This is a genomic window from Streptomyces antimicrobicus, from assembly GCF_020532625.1.
In the GTDB taxonomy this organism is placed as follows: domain Bacteria; phylum Actinomycetota; class Actinomycetes; order Streptomycetales; family Streptomycetaceae; genus Streptomyces; species Streptomyces antimicrobicus.
Window position 1 is genome coordinate 31,599 of sequence record NZ_JAJAUY010000024.1, and the last position, 15,413, is coordinate 47,011.

Annotated in this window: 10 protein-coding genes; 1 reads left to right on the plus strand and 9 read right to left on the minus strand. The window is 74.0% G+C overall.

Annotation, left to right across the window (positions count from 1 at the left end; translation table 11 throughout):
- Positions 1-51: 51 nt before the first annotated feature.
- The 3 genes from LG632_RS09335 to LG632_RS09345 form a co-directional block, all read right to left on the minus strand.
- On the minus strand, positions 52-810 hold the full coding sequence (locus LG632_RS09335; RefSeq protein WP_226726426.1) for an alpha/beta fold hydrolase: 759 nt from the start codon (positions 808-810) through the stop codon (positions 52-54).
- Between the two features lie 209 nt (positions 811-1,019).
- Complete coding sequence (locus LG632_RS09340; protein ID WP_226726427.1) at positions 1,020-3,080, minus strand: phosphocholine-specific phospholipase C; 2,061 nt, start codon at positions 3,078-3,080, stop codon at positions 1,020-1,022.
- Between the two features lie 320 nt (positions 3,081-3,400).
- Positions 3,401-4,363 carry a LysR family transcriptional regulator gene (locus tag LG632_RS09345; protein ID WP_226726428.1) on the minus strand — a complete coding sequence of 321 codons (963 nt, stop codon included), beginning with the start codon at positions 4,361-4,363 and terminating at the stop codon, positions 3,401-3,403.
- A gap of 139 nt (positions 4,364-4,502) precedes the next feature.
- Between LG632_RS09345 and LG632_RS09350 the strand changes: the two genes are divergently transcribed.
- Entirely contained in the window at positions 4,503-6,695 is a 2,193-nt protein-coding gene (locus LG632_RS09350) for a M4 family metallopeptidase (protein WP_226726429.1), read from the plus strand.
- 36 nt (positions 6,696-6,731) lie between these two features.
- Here LG632_RS09350 and LG632_RS09355 read toward each other — a convergent pair whose 3' ends face one another.
- From LG632_RS09355 to LG632_RS09380, 6 genes are all read right to left on the minus strand, one after another.
- Positions 6,732-10,925 (minus strand): nSTAND1 domain-containing NTPase, encoded by a 4,194-nt coding sequence (locus LG632_RS09355; protein WP_226726430.1) that lies wholly within the window; start codon positions 10,923-10,925, stop codon positions 6,732-6,734.
- Positions 10,922-11,359, minus strand: coding sequence for a CU044_2847 family protein (locus LG632_RS09360; RefSeq protein ID WP_226726431.1), 438 nt, complete (start codon positions 11,357-11,359; stop codon positions 10,922-10,924). The genes LG632_RS09355 and LG632_RS09360 overlap by 4 nt, the downstream gene beginning before the upstream one ends.
- 102 nt (positions 11,360-11,461) lie before the next feature.
- The gene (locus LG632_RS09365) at positions 11,462-12,061 is read right to left on the minus strand and encodes a GTP-binding protein (protein ID WP_226726432.1); all 600 of its coding nucleotides are present in this window, start codon (positions 12,059-12,061) and stop codon (positions 11,462-11,464) included.
- Positions 12,048-12,527: a DUF742 domain-containing protein gene (locus LG632_RS09370; RefSeq protein ID WP_226726433.1), complete on the minus strand. Its 480-nt coding sequence runs from the start codon at positions 12,525-12,527 to the stop codon at positions 12,048-12,050. Before LG632_RS09370 ends, LG632_RS09365 begins: the two co-directional genes overlap by 14 nt.
- On the minus strand, positions 12,527-12,931 hold the full coding sequence (locus LG632_RS09375; RefSeq protein WP_226726434.1) for a roadblock/LC7 domain-containing protein: 405 nt from the start codon (positions 12,929-12,931) through the stop codon (positions 12,527-12,529). The genes LG632_RS09370 and LG632_RS09375 overlap by 1 nt, the downstream gene beginning before the upstream one ends.
- Positions 12,928-15,369, minus strand: a complete 2,442-nt coding sequence (locus LG632_RS09380; RefSeq protein WP_226726435.1) for a sensor histidine kinase — start codon at positions 15,367-15,369, stop codon at positions 12,928-12,930. The genes LG632_RS09375 and LG632_RS09380 overlap by 4 nt, the downstream gene beginning before the upstream one ends.
- Between the last annotated feature and the right edge of the window lie 44 nt (positions 15,370-15,413).

The window sequence follows — 15,413 nt, forward strand, 5'->3', positions numbered from 1 at the left end:
CAAGAGCGAGCCTACGGTCCGTCACCGACAGCGGCGTCCCTCCCACCCGGCTCAGGCTGCGGAGAGGAAGGCCTCCACGGCGGTCACGAAGGCCACCGGCGTCTCGTGCGGCGGGTAGTGGCCGCTGCCCGGGAGGGTGTGGACGCGGCAGTCCGGGTACCAGACCTTCCACGTGGCCTGCATCACCTCGGCCGTGAGCGCCAGGTCGTACTCGCCGACGAGCACCAGCACCGGCACCGTGCTGCCCTTGACCGCGTCGGACAGGTCGAGGGTCTGCCAGCTGGCGAGGTACCCGGCGAAGGCCTCGGGGGACGAGACGGCCACGGAGTGCGCGACCATGCCGGCCAGCCAGTGCCGGCTGGCCCGCCGGCCCGTGACCAGGTCCAGGATGGCCAGGCGCTTGGCCGGGTCCTCTGCGGCGCCGTAGAAGAGGGAGTGCGTCGCCTCGTCCATCGGGTACGGCGCGGCCGGCACGGGGGCGACGCCGACGATCCGCTCCACCCGCTCGGGCGCGCGCACCAGCACCTGCTGCGCCGCCTTGCCGCCCATGGAGTGGCCGACGAGGCAGAAGGTGTCCCAGCCGAGCTCGTCGGCCAGGGCGAGGACGTCGTCGGCGATCTCGGCGAGGTCGTGGCGGCCGGGGACCTCGCGGCGGTCGCCGTACCCGCGGTAGTCGAGGAAGGCGTAGCTGAACCGCTCGGGGTCGAAGTGGTCGAGCACCGAGCCCCAGTTCGCGGAGGTGCCGAACCAGTCGTGCAGGACGATGACGCGGACTGCTCCGGTGCCGATCCTGCGGTGGGCGATGGCCATGCGGTCTCCCTCGGTGACGGCTGTGACGGGCGGGTCGCCGTACGTTCTGCCCAGCTGACCCGCCGTCACACCGCACGCCGTCGCACCGACCCGCGCGCGTCACACCGCACGCCGTCGCACTGACCGGCGCGCGTCACACCGTCCCGCCCGTCACACGGTCCGGTGCGGCACACGGTCCGGTGCGTCACACCGTCACACCGGCACGCCCGTCACACCGTCCGCAGTGCCGGGTCCGACACTCCGGCCGCTCCCGTCTCCACGTGGCCGGCGAAGCGGCGCAGGAACGTCGTGTCCAGGTCGGAGACGACGCGGACGTCGTACCAGCGGCCCGTGGTGCGCAGGTCCACGACGTGGGTGACCGTGGCGCCGGAGGCGACGCGCAGGGTCTGGGTGGTGCCGCCGTAGGCGTTGGTCACGGTCAGGTTGACCGCGGCCGAGCCGGAGTTGGTGAGGGTGAGCCTGAGGTTGCCGGTGGTGCCGTCGTGGCGGGCGGTGACCTCGGGGCCGGCCTTCTTGGTGGGGCCCTTGAAGGTGCGCAGGAAGCCGTTGGGCCCCCAGACCGTCAGGTCGATCTGGTTGCCGGTGGAGCTGCTGGTGCTCCAGGTGTCCGAGAGGGTCTTGCCCGCCTCGACGGTGTAGGGCCAGGGGCCGTCGGTCCGGTTGCCCGAGGTGCTGTGGAAGTGGGCGCCGAGAGTGGGACCGGAGGCGAAGGTGAGGGTGAACTTCCCGGTGGACAGGGTCCGGCTGCCGTCCACGTACGGGGCGTAGCCGAGCGCGCGGGTCGGCTTGGCACCGGCCTCCTGCCGGGGCAGGACGGCGGTGGCCGGCGGGGTCGGGTGGTAGCTGGGGTGCCGGTCGTGGTCCGGCGGGAGGTAACCGCTGGTGGGGGGGAGCGCCGCCGGGGCCGGGTCGGCGGTGGTGAAGTCGAAGGCCGAGGTCAGGTCGCCGCAGACGGCGCGGCGCCAGGGGGAGATGTTGGGCTCGGTCACGCCGAAGCGCTTCTCCATGAAGCGGATGACGGAGGTGTGGTCGAAGGTCTCCGAGCAGACGTAGCCGCCCTTGCTCCAGGGCGACACGACGATCATCGGGACGCGCGGTCCGAGGCCGTAGGGCCCGGCGTTGTAGCCGCCGCCCCCGGTGTAGAGGTCCTTGCTGACGTCGGCGGTGGACAGGCCCCAGGCGGAGGAGGCCGGCGGGTACGGCGGCACGACGTGGTCGAAGAAGCCGTCGTTCTCGTCGTACGTGATGAAGAACGCCGTCCTCGCCCAGACCGACGGGTTCGACGTCAGGGCGTCGAGGACCTGGGAGATGTACAAGGCGCCGAAGTTGACCGGCCAGTTCGGGTGCTCGCTGAAGGCCTCGGGCGCGGCGATCCAGGAGACCTGGGGCAGGGTGCCGGCGGCGACGTCGGCGCGCAGCCGGTCGAACAGGCCCTCGCCGGCCTTGGCGTTCGTGCCGGTGCGGGCCTTGTCGTACAGGGGGCTGCCCGGCCGGGCGTTGCGGTAGGCGTTGAAGTAGAGGAGGGAGTTGTCGCCGTAGTTGCCGCGGAAGGCGTCGTTGATCCAGCCCCACGAGCCGGCGGCGTCCAGTCCGTCGCCGATGTCCTGGTAGACCTTCCAGGAGATCCCGGCCGCCTCCAGGCGCTCGGGGTACGTCTTCCAGCCGTAGCCGGCCTCCTGGTTGCCGAGGACCGGGCCGCCGCCGGTGCCGTCGTTGCCGGTGTGGCCGGACCACAGGTAGTAGCGGTTGGGGTCGGTGGCGCCGATGAACGAGCAGTGGTAGGCGTCGCAGACGGTGAAGGCGTCGGCGAGGGCGTAGTGGAAGGGGATGTCCCCGCGGGTCATGTACGCCATGGTGGTCGCGGTCTTGGCCGGGACCCACTTGTTGTACTTGCCGTTGTTGTAGGCGGCGTGGCCGCCGTTCCAGTCGTGGTCGAGGCCCTCCAGGAACTGCATGCCCAGGTCGTTCACCTGGGGGTGGAAGGGCAGGACGTCCTTGACGCCGTCGGACTGGTGGAAGACGGACTTGCCGTTGTCCTGGAGCACCGGGCGGGGGTCGCCGAAGCCGCGGACGCCCTTCATGGTGCCGAAGTACTGGTCGAAGGAACGGTTCTCCTGCATCAGGACGACGATGTGCTGGACGTCCTGGATGGTTCCGGTGGCGCCCTGCGCGGGGATCGCGGCGGCGCGCGCGATGCTCTCGCCCAGCATGGTGAGGGCGGCGCTGCCGCCCGCGATCTGGAGGAACCTGCGGCGGTTGACTTCTGCCATGGGTGTGTCGACCTCTGGGGTGAGGGGGGACGGGGGCGTCGGACGAGGGGCTGAGGAGCGCCCCAAGGACAGCGCCTCCCGGTGTACTGCCCGGGGTCTCCTCCGTGACGGTTCGTCGTACAACCGGCGAACGCCGGTCTCCAGGGGCGGGCGGCACGGATCCCGGCGGCCCTCGCCCCGGCGGCACGCGCCCCGGCGGCACGGATACCGACGCCCCACGCCCGGGCGGCACGGATCCCCGCGACCCACGCCCCGGCGGCACGGACCCCCGCGACCCACGCCCCGGCGCCCCGGCCCCCGACAGCACGCCCGCCCCGGCCTCAGTCGAGGACCGGGTGCAGTTCGGGCCGGGCGTCCCACCAGGTGCGGTGGAACGGGTTGTTGTCGAGGCCGGACAGGTAGGCGCGGGCGGCGGCCCGGTAGAGCAGGTCGGCCTGGGCCGCCGAGACCGCCGAGCGGTTCCAGGCGAGCCGGATGCGGCCGGTGACCGGGTCCCCGGCCAGCGGCCGCAGGACCGTGCCCGGGGTGGGCGGGGCGGTGGGCTGGGTCAGGGAGACGGCGCGGCCGGCCGCGATCAGGTCGTAGTGCATCTTGCGGTCGGTGATGCGGTGGCGCAGCAGCGGGGTGAAGCCGGCCTTCTCGCAGGCGGCGACCAGCGCCTCGGGCCCGCCGTCGTCGTCCTCCACCAGCGTCATCCAGGGCTCGCCGGCCAGGTCGGCGAGGTCGATCCGGTCCCGGCCGGCCAGCGGGTGGCGGTCGGAGAGGCGGACGCAGAAGGGCTCGCGGGCGACCAGGGTCCGGGCCACCGCGCCCTCGGGCAGCGGCACCTCGTGGTCGTTGACCTCGCCGTACAGGACGACGTCGTACTGGCCGGCGCCGAGCATCCGGGTCAGCGCGGTCACCGAGTGCTCCAGCTCCACGGCGACTTCCTGGCCGGACAGGATCAGGTCGAGCTGGGCCAGCAGGCCGTCGACGAGCACCAGCAGGATGCAGCCGAGCCGCAGCGGGCGGTCCCCGGACGTGGCGGCCCGGGCGCCGGCGGCCAGGGCGTCCATCTCGCCGAGCACGCGACGGGCCTTGGCCAGGACGAACTGCCCCAGCGGGGTGGGTTCCACGCCGCGCCGGCCGCGGTGGAAGAGCTCGCCTCCGGCGACCCGCTCGATCCGGCGCAACTGCGCGGACAGGGCCGGCTGGGAGACGCCGAGCCGGGCCGCCGCCCGGCCCAGGCTGCCCGCTTCCGCGATCCGGCAGACAGCCTCCAGATGCCTCAACTCCAGCTGCATTGCCGCAGGGTAAGCGGGCGGCGGCCGACGCACCATAACGCGGGCCTTATGCCTGCAAGGATGTCCCATTCCGGTCATGCACACGCCCATACTCGGCGCGATCCCCCTGACTCCACCCCCACGTTGATCGGAGCAGACGTTGCATCGCACCCGATGGACCGCGGCCGCGGCCGCCCTCGCGCTGACCGCGAGCCTCGCCGGCGCGGTCGCCGGCACCGCGTCGGCGGCCTCCCCCACTCCCCGGCCCGCACCGCCCGAGCAGGGCCGCTCCCTCGCCCTCGCCGCCGCCGACCAGGCCGCGAGCAGCGGGCTCGACGGGCTCCGGCACGGCCCCGACGAGAAGCTCGTGCGGACCTCGGTGACCCCGTGGGCCGGCGGCCTCTACTACACCGCGTACCAGCGGACGTACCGCGGCGTGCCGGTGCACGGCGGTGGCGACGCGGTGGTCCTCGCCGACAGCGCCGGCACGGTCCGCGACCTGGCCGCGGCCCCCTCCCCCGCGCTCAGCCTCTCCACCCGGGCCGAGGTCACGGCAGCCGCCGCCGAGGCCACCGCCCGCGGCCAGCTGGCCACCGTCGAGGAGGCCACCGCGCCCGAACTGACCGTGCTGGTCAAGGACGGCAAGGGCGTGCTGGCCTGGCACACGCTGGTCACCGGCCGCACCGCGCAGCGGGCGCCCAGCGGCCTGGACACGTACGTGGACGCCACCACCGGCAAGGTCGTGCAGGCCACCGAGAAGGTCCGGCACGCCGACGGCCGCGGCTACCACAACGGCAACGTCACCATCGACACCGCCGCCTCCTCCATGACGGACACCAGCCGCGGTTCGTTCCGGTGCGGCGGCCAGAACGGCAGCGCGTACACCGGCTCCTCGCCCTGGGGCAACGGCACCGCGAACGACCTGGTCACCGCCTGCGTGGACATCATGTACGCCGCCCAGCGCGAGTCGGACATGCTCAAGCAGTGGTTCGGCTACAACGGCATCAACGGCCAGGGCGGCATGGTCCCGGCCCGGGCCGGGCTCGGCGAGGTCAACGCGTACTACGACGGCACGAAGACCACCTACGGGCGCAACCGGAACGGCACGATGCAACTGACCGGCATCGACGTCGTGGCGCACGAGTACGGCCACGAGATCTTCGACAGGACCCCCGGCTCGGCCGGCTCCTCCAACGAGAACGGCGGACTCAACGAGTCCACCGGTGACATCTTCGGCGCGCTGACCGAGCACTTCGCGAACAACCCGAACGACACCCCGGACTACACGGTCGGCGAGAAGCTGAACTTCCTCGGCGACAACAAGCCCATCCGCTACATGTACAACCCGTCGCTGGCCAACAACGACCCCAACTGCTACAACCAGCTGACCTCCGGCACCGAGGTGCACGCGGCGGCCGGCCCGCAGAACCACTGGTTCTACCTGCTGGCCGAGGGTTCCAACCCGGGCGGCGGCAAGCCCGCGAGCCCCATATGCGCCGGTGGCCCCTCGTCCGTGACCGGCATCGGTATCCAGAAGGCCGGCAAGGTCTTCATGGGCGCCCTGCTGATGAAGACCTCCTCCTGGAACCACCTGGCCGCCCGCAAGGCCACCCTGTCCACCGCCAAGAACACCTACGGCAGCGCCGAGTGCCTCGCCGTGAAGGCGGCCTGGGACGCGATCCGGGTGCCGGCCCAGTCCGGCGAGACCGACTGCGGCGGCACGAGCACCCCGGACTTCTCGCTCGCGCTCGACCCGGCCTCCGGCTCGGCCCAGCCGGGCGCCTCGGTGACCGCGACCGTGAAGACCTCCACGGTCGGCGGCAACCCGCAGACGGTCCAGCTCTCGGCCTCCGGCCAGCCCGGCGGGGTCACCGTCTCCTTCAGCCCGTCCTCGGTGACCTCGGGCAACGCCGCCACCATGACGGTCTCGGTCGCGGCGGGCACCCCGAACGGCACCTACCCGATCACGGTCACCGGCACCGGCTCGGCCACGCACAGCGTCACGTACACCCTGGCGGTCGGCGGCACGACCCCGCCCACCGGCTGCGAGAACGCCGAGTACACCTACCGCGGCACGCTGGCCGCCGGCCAGCGGGCGGCCCAGCCGGACGGCTCGTACTACTGGTCGGCGACCTCCGGCACCCACACCGGCTGCCTGCGCGGCCCGGCCGGCACCGACTTCGACCTCTACCTCCAGAAGTGGACCGGCTCGGCCTGGGCGGACGTGGCCGTCTCCGGCTCGGAGGGCGAGAACGAGGACATCACCTACAACGGCTCCGCGGGCTACTACCGCTACGTGATCCACGCGTACAGCGGCTCGGGCTCCTACACCCTGGGGCTCTCGGCGCCGTGATCCGCACCCGCGCCACCGCATGACCTGCTGACCCCGTCAGGCGCAGACCTGCCGGTCCGGTATCCGGACCGGCAGGCTCCGTCGTTCCTCGTCGGTGAACTCGCGGCCGCCGATGATCCGGCACAGTTCCCGCCGCCACAGGGCCGGATCGAGGCGGAGGGGGCCGCCGGAGCCGCTGGGGGCGATGTGGACCACCGTCCTGCCGTCGGCCGACATGTCCATGAACTGGTACCGGGCGCTGCCCCCGAACCTGTCCTCCGCCCGCCCGAAGTCGTAGGCATCGACGTAGTTCCGGGCGCCGACGCGGTACGTCCGGACGGTGCTGGCGGCGGCGACGACGAAGCGGCCGCCGTCACCGAGGAAGGAGGCGACGTACTGCGCCCTGGCACTGTCCCCGATGCTGGGCAGCGGACCCAGCTCCTTGCGCAGCGGCTGCCTGTTCCACACCTCGATGATCCCACCGCTGCGCATCACGGCGAAGGAGCGGCCGGAGGATTCGAACTGGACGCCGTAGGTGTCCTCGGGGACCGGCACCTTCTCCACCGTCCGGCCGGTGGTCAGGTCCACCACCTTCACCTCGGGGTCGCCCGGGACCAGCACGGCGACCTGGTGGTCGGCCGGGTACGGGAAGGCGGTCGCGCCTTCCGCCGCGGCGTCGAAGCGGGCGAGCTCCTGGCCCGAGCGCGGGTCCCACTGCTGCACCACCGTGTCGGCGCTGGTCACCAGCGTGCCGTCCCCGTGGAACCAGCACAGGAATCTGTCTTCACCGGAGACGGCCGCGGTGGTGACGCGGGTCACCGGGCGGAGCGTGTCCACCTCGTACACGGTGACGGAGTTCGTCGCGTCGCGGTCGGCCAGCAGCTTCCCGTCCCGGCTCAGCGGCATCCGCTGGCTGTGCTCGGGCTTCCAGTACGGCTGCGGCCGCCGCACCTCGGCCAGCAGACGGTCGTCGTCGGGGAGGACGGGCCGCAGCTGCAGGGCGGAGCCGTCCGCCAGCCTGCTGATCGTGCGGTCGCCGTCCTTGGTGAGTTGCTGCAGGCCGACGCTCAGCGTCGCCGGGGCGGGCCAGATCGCCGTGTAGGCGATCCACGAGCTGTCGCGCGCCATCGTCACGACGCGCAGCCCCTCCCCCGCCGCGACGAGCCGGGCGGAGTTCGAAGAGCTCTGGCGGGGGGCGTCGGTCCGGGCCACCACCTCCCGCCGCTCCAGGTCCAGCAGTTGCAGTTCCCTGGTGTCCCCGAGGACGGCCCGTCGCCCGCTCGCGTCGACCGCCCGCGCCGCGCACACGCCCCGGGTGCGGAACGCTTCCCCCTCGGCGCCGGCGTCCGCGACCCGCACCCGGAAGTAGACGGCGTCGTCGCCCTCCTTCCGGCAGACCACGGCGACGGAGCCGTCCCCGCTCGGCAGGAACGCCGAGGCCTGGCCCACGACCTCGCGCGGCGGGCCTGCGGACGGGTCGAACGCCATGAGCCGGAAGCCGTCCTCGACACCGGCGCCGCGCCAGAGCCCGGCCAGGAGCGTCCGGTGGTCCGGTGCGAACCAGACGCTGCCGTCCGTCTCGGCCGGCAGTGCTACCGAGCCGCCCATGGCGTCCTTGTCCAGGTCCCACCAGACCAACCCGGACTTGGTCGTGCGCACCAGCCGCCGCCCGTCCCCCGACAGCGCCACCCCGCGCCCGGGGTCGCCGAAGACCAGTCCCTCCGAGATCCGGGGCAGCGGGTGGACCGGCCCGGCGATCCGGTCGGCGTCGGGACGCACCTCGAACCATCCCCCGCCCCCGTCCTCGGAGACGAACGCCGCCCGTGTGCCGTCGGGCGCCACGACGGCCGTGACGACCTGCTTGGCCGCCAGCAGCTCGCTGCGCACCGTGCCCGAGGCGGCGTGCGTGAAGAGCACCGCCCGGCCCGAGGTGGACCGCGCAAGGACCACCTGACCGTCGCGGCTGCTGTCGAACTGCCCGATCGGGCCGGGCAGGGCGGACAGCAGGCGGTCGGCGTGGCTGTGGGCCAGGTACGCGCGCAGCAGCTGGTTGCGGGCCTCCTCCGTCGGTGCGGTGCGGAACGCCGCCATAGCCAGCATGGCGGCGCGGGCCGGGTCGGCGGCAGCCTGGTCCTGGGCGGCCTGCGCCAGGGCCCGCGAGTCGGCGTACGCCTGGCGCTGGCGGGCCTGGTCGCTCGCGTACGCGTAGAGACCGCCGAGGACCAGGGCGAGGACCGCGACGGCCGCGGCCGCGGAGCGCAGTCCCCGGCGCAGGCGCAGGTGGGTCCGGCCGCGCGCCAGGTAGGCGCGTTCGGCCTCGGTCAGTTCGCCGCCGTGCTCCTCCAGCCACGGGCGGGCGGCCGCCAGGGTGGGGGCGGACGGCAGCAGCGCGGCGGCCCGGCCGCCGTCCTGCCAGCGGCGCACCTCGTGCCGCAGCGTCTCCCGCCACGCCAGGAAGGCGACGTTGGCGTGCGTGAGGTCCGCCAGCCGGTCCCAGGCGGTGATCAGGGCCTCGTGGGCCAGCTCGACCGTCTCGGTGCCCTCGGCGTCGGTGTCGGTGACCAGCAGCCGGGTGCCGGCGAGGGCCTGGGCGAAGGCCCACTCGTCGGCGCCGAGCTCGGCGCGGGAGACGGTACGGCGGGTCGCGGCGGCCGAGCCGATCGGTATCCGGACGAGCCGGGTGAGCAGCCTCCGGGCGGCCTTGTCGTCCCGGTCCGGCACGTACGCGTCCCAGGCCTGGTCGGCGTAGGCAGACAGCGCCCCGGACACGCCGCCGAGGGCGTCGTACGCCCGGTGCGTGAGCAGGCCGCCGTTCTGCTGCTGCCAGAGCCGGTCGAGGGTGAAGCCGAGGAGGGGCAGCGCGCCCGGGCCGCTGCCGGCGTCGTCGAGGATGCGTTCGACCAGGCCGTGCTCGTAGGCGACACCGGGGACCGGTTCGACCGGAGCGGTCACGACCTCGCGCAGTCGGTCGCGGCCCAGCGGGGTCAGGTAGTGCAGGCCGCCACCGAGGGTGCGGCCGAGCCGCGGACGGTCGAGCGCGGCCTCCAGGAAGTCCGCCCGCAGCGTGGTCAGGACGCGGACGGTCGGCGGCAGGTCCTCGTCGTACAGGACGGCGGTCAACTGGTCCGCGGCCGTCGCGTCGAGCGCGAGGAGTTCCTCGAACTGGTCGACGACGATCAGCAGCCGGGCGCGCCCCGACCGCACCTCCGGCAGGCCGGCCGCGACGTCCGCGAGGCCTCCGGCGGCCAGGTGCGCGGCCGTGCCGGGAAGCCGCAGCAGCCGGTCGCTCTCGGACAGTCCGGGCTCCAGCAGCGGCAGCAGCGCGGCGGCGAGGGCGGTCAGCGGGTTCTTGTTCAAGGAGGGGCGCAGCACGGCCACCGCGTCGCCGGCGGCCCGTCTGCGCGGCACGATCCCGGCCAGGGCCAGGGAGGACTTGCCGGAGCCCGACGGCCCGACGACGGTGAGCCAGCGCTGGGCGCCGAGCGCGTCCGCCAGGGACGCGCTCTCGGCCGCGCGGCCGTGGAAGACCGCCGCGTCGGCCTCCTGGAAGGCGGTGAGGCTGCGGAACGGCGAGGGGGCCAGCGTCAGTTCGGCGAGGCCCGGCCAGGCCTGCAGCAGGCCCTCGGTCGGGATCAGGTAGCTCACGGCGGGCTCGCCGGCCTCGGCCTGGACGAGCATGCCGACCACGCCCGCGAGCGTGTCGTCCCAGACCGGGCTGCCGCTGAAGCCGCGCGAGACGGCGTAGCCCTTCCCGGTCATGTTCGCCTGGATCCATCCGGCGCCCTGCCGGTGCAGCAAGGCGGCCTCGTGCCACACGCCGTCCGGGCGTCCGGCCGGGAACCCGAAGGCGCGGACCGGGTGCCCCCACACCTCCTGCTCCTGCACCATCCGCAGCGGGCGCGCCCCGGGCACCGGCGCGGTCAGCCGCAGCACCGCCACGTCACCGGCCGTGGCGCCGCCCGCGCCGCCGGGCGGCACCCAGCTCTCGACGCTCGCGTACACCTGCGACTGCGACCCGGCCCCCGGCAGCAGCGGCGCGTCGAGCGGGATCCGGGCGCCGGCGGGGGGCGGGACGTCGTACGGCGTGCCGAGCGCGGCGGACACCACATGGGCGCAGGTCAGCGCGATACCGGGAGAGACCAGGAAGCCGACGCCCACGGCGGTGCCCCGGCCGTCGCGCACGCGCAGCAGTGCCGCGTCGAGCGACTTGGGTCCGGCGCCCCCGCCGGGCGGCTCCGCTGAGCCGCTCACGCCCCGGGGTCCGCGCCACCGGCCGCCGGTGCGGCCGCGGCCGATCCCCCGGTGCCTTCCGGGGCCGGTCCGGGCGCGGGCTCCGCCGCCGAGGGCCGGTTCCAGGTGAGGGAGACGGTGAAGTGCGCCTGCGCGGCCGTGCTGCTGACGACCACGTCGGCCTCCGCCGACAGCGAGAGCCCGAACTCGACGCTGATCTCGTCGGGCGCGTGGGCCATGCCGCGGAAGTTCTCGACGAAGTTCTGCGCGATGGGCCGGACCCCGGCCAGCATCTCGCCCAGCGACCGGGTGGCCCGCGCCACCACCTGGCCCGGGCGGGCGACCGCGACGATCCCCTCCGCGACCTGCTGGACCTCGACCTTCACCGTGTCCGTGCCGGCAGGGTTCCCGGCTCCGTCGGTGACGGACACGGGTATCTCGACGAGATAGGCCATGACTCCCCCTCCGCATCGCGCGCACGGGCGGTCCGGCCACCCGTCCGACTGGCGATCAGAAAGTACCCCACGCCACCGACATCCACCCGGGTGTACGGGGATTCACCCGGTGACGGCCCCCTCGGTCTGCGGGGCGGCGGTGATCAGCACGTCCAGGAGGGCCAGCAGGGCGTCGCGCACGTCGGAGCGGTCGCGGGCGTCCAGCATGAGGACCGGGGTGTCCGGGTCGCGCAGGTGCAGGGCGGCCGCGATCTCCTCGGCGGTGTAGGGCTGCACGCCGTGGAAGCAGTTCGCGCCGATCACGAAGGGCAGGCCGCGGCTCTCGAAGAAGTCGACGGCCGGGAAACTGCGGTCCAGGCGGCGGGTGTCGACCAGGACGATCGCGCCGAGGGCCCCGCTCAGCAGGTCGTCCCACATGAACCAGAAGCGCTCCTGGCCCGGCGTGCCGAACAGGTACAGGACCACGCCCGCGTCGGTGAGGGTGAGCCGGCCGAAGTCCATGGCGACGGTGGTGACCGCCTTGGACTCGATGCCGTCGAGGTCGTCCACGCCCACTCCGGCGGCCGTCAGCCGCTCCTCCGTGCGCAGCGGCTCGATCTCGGAGATCGTCTCGACCAGGGTGGTCTTGCCGACCCCGAAGCCCCCGGCGACGAGGATCTTGACGGGGGCCGCCTGGGGCGCAGAGGTGTCATATCCGGGCAAGGTTGTCCCTGATTCTCCTGAGCAGGTGGACATTGCTGGTCTCGGCGCCCACCAGGGGCGCCCGGTGGTGGATGAGCCCGCGGTCGGCGAGTTCACCGAGGAGCAGCGTCATCGGGGTGAGCCGGATGTGCATCCGCGCCGCGAGTTCCGCGACCGCCCGTCCGTCGGGCGCCGGGCACAGCGCGAGGACGGCCCGCCACTCGGTGGGCAGGCTGCTGTCGGCCTCGGGGTCGACCGCCGCGGTGATCGTGGTGTCCATGGTGAGGACGGTGCACGGCGCGGCGGTGCGGCCGTCGGTGAGAGCGTACAGCCGCGTCCGGCGGGGGGACCGGGCCCGGCCCGCCGGCCGCGGGTCCTGCGGGGCCCCGTCCCCTTCCGGCTGCTCCTCGTCCGGCCGCTCCTCGTCCGGGAGCTCTTCCTCCAGGAGCTCTTCCTCCGGAAGCTCCGGGAGCTCTTCCTCCGGCATTACGAGGCGGGCCCCTGGACGCGCTCCGGGGTGCCCAGCCACTCGCCGAGCGCCTGGGCCGTGCGGACGGCCTCGCCGCCGAGCTCGCCGAGGCGGGCCTTGCGGGAGGTCACCACGATGAGGGTGCTGCCCTCGCCGCACCCGACGATGCACAGGTAGCGGTCGTCCATCTCGACGAGTTGGCGGATGACCCGGCCGCCGTCGATCTCGCGGGATATCGCCTTCATCGTGGCCGCGACGCCGGAGGAGGCCGCGGCGATGCGCTCCGCCTGGTCGCGGTCGAGGCGGTAGTCGCTGAGTCTGATCCCGTCGTTGGACAGCAGGACCGCGCCCTCGATGCCGGCGATGCGGCTCAGGTTGTTGTCCAGGACGCTGTAGATCATGTCGTGGGCTGTCGTCGTCATGGCCGTTCCTGTCGCAGTTCGATTTCCACGGTCTGGGTCCCCTGTTCGTAGTCCGCCCAGGCGTCGGCCACCTCTTCGGGGGTGTCGGTGTCCGGGCGGACCGCCGGTTCCGGCGTCCGCGGCGCGCGGAGCTGTTCCGTCATGTGGCTCTGCGGGACGCGCTGGGGCAGCTGCGGGCGCCGCCCGTCCTCGGCGTCCTTCGCGCCCTTCGCGTCCCTCGCGTCCTTCGCCGCGCTCGTGTCGGCGTCCTTCGCGCCCCTGGCGTCCTTCGCGTCGGCCGCGTCCTTGCGCCGGGTCGGCAGTCCGGCGGCCGTGTGCAGCAGGACCGGGGCCGCGGGCCGTACCGGGGCCGGGGCGCGTACGGCGGCGGGGGCGCGGACGGGCGCCGGGCCGGCCACCGGCCCCGGCTCCGGCTCCGGCGCGGGGGCCGGGACCGGCGCGGGGCGCGGCACGGGCACCGGAGCCTGCTCGCGGAGCCCGGCGTCCTTGGTCCGCCGCGACGCCAGCAGCGAGCCGGGCAGGATCACCACGGCCGAGGTGCCGCCGAACACCGAGCGGCGCAGGGTGACGGTGGCGCCGAGCTGGTCGGCGAGGTGGCCGACCACGAACAGGCCGAGCCGGTGGGCCTCCTCGGCGAGGACGGCGTACGGCGGGGCCGTGTGCAGGCGCCGGTTCATCTCCTCGTAGCTGGCCGCGGAGACCCGCGGTCCGCGGTCCTCGATCTCCACCGACAGGCCGTCCGCGACCAGTTCGGCGCGGATTACCACCTTCGAGCGCGGCGGGGAGAACCGGGTGGCGTTGTCCAGCAGTTCGGCCAGCAGGTGGCTGATCTGGCTGATCACCTGGGGTTCGACGGTGGCCTCGTCCAGGGCCTGGCGCTCGATGCGCCGGAAGTCCTCGACCTCCGCGGCCGCCTCGCGCAGCAGGTCGGCGACGCGCATGGGCTCGGTGTGCGGGTCGGGGATCTCGCCGCCCGAGAGGATCAGCAGGTTCTCGATCTGCCGCCGCATGCCCACGGTCAGCTGGTCGGCCCGCATCAGCTGGGCCAGCAGCGCCTCGTCGTGGCCGAAGGTGTCCTGGAGCTCCTCGGTCAGGCTCAGCTGACGGCTGACCAGGTTCCCGGTGCGCGAGGCGATGCCGGAGGCGAACAGGCCGAAGCCGTGCCGCTCGGCGGCGAGCTGGCGGTGGCCGTCGACGGAGACCGCCACGGCCCGCGCGAAGGCGTCGCTGATCCGCCCGACCTCGTCCCCCTCGCCGCGGACGGTGGGCAGGGCGGTGGTGTCGACGGGCTGGCCGCGGTGGAGCCGGTCCACGACGTCCGGCAGGGTCTGTTCGGCGACGGTCACCGTGCGCCGGTGCAGGTTGTCGAGGCGGCGCAGCACCGAGCGGGTGGTGAGCACGACGACCACCACGACCACCAGCAGGATCGCGGCGCTGCCGCCGATCAGCCGGTAGACCTCGTTCTCCAGTTCGGCCGCCCGCTCGTCGGCGTGGGCGAGCTGGGCCAGGCCGCGGTCGGCGGTGAGCTCGGCGAGCTGCGGGGCGAACTCCCGGTAGGCGGCGGGCCAGCCGGCCACCTGGGCGGGCAGCCGCACCCCGGTCTCGACGTCCTTGTGCTCGGAGACGACCGCGCTCTCGATGCTCAGCTTGGTCAGCCAGGCGTGGGAGCTGGTGATCCGCCCGTAGAACGCGCGCTGCTCGGCGGGCAGGTACGGCACCACGGAGGCCTCGTACAGGTTCCGGTGCGCGCCGACCGCGTCGAGGAAGCCGGTGAAGCCCGCGGCGCTCAGCTCCCGGTTCGGGCCGGCCAGGGCGAGGTAGGCGTCCTCGCGGGAGATCATCTCGGCGGCCGAGAGCGTGGCGACGACGATGCGGCTCTCCTGGGTGAGGCGCGCGTCCTCGGCGTGGCTGAAGCCGTCCTGGTAGAGGCGGATGATCCGGTCGACGATGTCGGTGTAGTAGCCGATCGCCCGGTCGGAACCGCCGGCGCGCGCGTCGGCGCGGTCGCGGTGCGCGGGCAGGCCGTCGAGGGCCCCCGACACCTCGGTGAGCAGCCGTTGCACGACCTCGTCGTGGGCGGGGGCGCCGGACGCCGCCTTGCGGAAGTCCGCCGCCGCGCGGTCGGTGGCGGCGCGTCCGTCGCGCTGCTCGCTGGCGGGGACCTGCGTGCCCGCCCAGCGGGCGGCGGTCACCCGGCGCTCGGCCTGGAGCGTGCCGAGCAGCCGGAACATCGGCTCGCCGACGCGCCGGCCGGCCGCCACGTCGGAGCGCAGGTGCTCGGCCTGCGCGAGCCGGCTCTCGGCGGTGACGACGGTCAGGGCCGCCATGGCGGCGGTCGGGACGACGGCCAGCCAGATCAGCAGCGTCCGCAGGCGGACGGTCCGCCGCCGCCGGCTCACGGGGGGCGCCGGCGCGCCTTCGGGTTCAGTGGCAGACATCGGCAGACATCGGTCCTCGGGAGCGGCAGGCAACGGGCGGCAGG

Bases quoted from the DNA above. Each gene is read 5' to 3' on its own strand.
- LG632_RS09335 (WP_226726426.1), bottom strand. From the start codon at position 810: ATGGCCATCGCCCACCGCAGGATCGGCACCGGAGCAGTCCGCGTCATC.
- LG632_RS09340 (WP_226726427.1), bottom strand. From the start codon at position 3,080: ATGGCAGAAGTCAACCGCCGCAGGTTCCTCCAGATCGCGGGCGGCAGC.
- LG632_RS09345 (WP_226726428.1), bottom strand. From the start codon at position 4,363: ATGCAGCTGGAGTTGAGGCATCTGGAGGCTGTCTGCCGGATCGCGGAA.
- LG632_RS09360 (WP_226726431.1), bottom strand. From the start codon at position 11,359: ATGGCCTATCTCGTCGAGATACCCGTGTCCGTCACCGACGGAGCCGGG.
- LG632_RS09370 (WP_226726433.1), bottom strand. From the start codon at position 12,527: ATGCCGGAGGAAGAGCTCCCGGAGCTTCCGGAGGAAGAGCTCCTGGAG.
- LG632_RS09375 (WP_226726434.1), bottom strand. From the start codon at position 12,931: ATGACGACGACAGCCCACGACATGATCTACAGCGTCCTGGACAACAAC.
- LG632_RS09380 (WP_226726435.1), bottom strand. From the start codon at position 15,369: ATGTCTGCCACTGAACCCGAAGGCGCGCCGGCGCCCCCCGTGAGCCGG.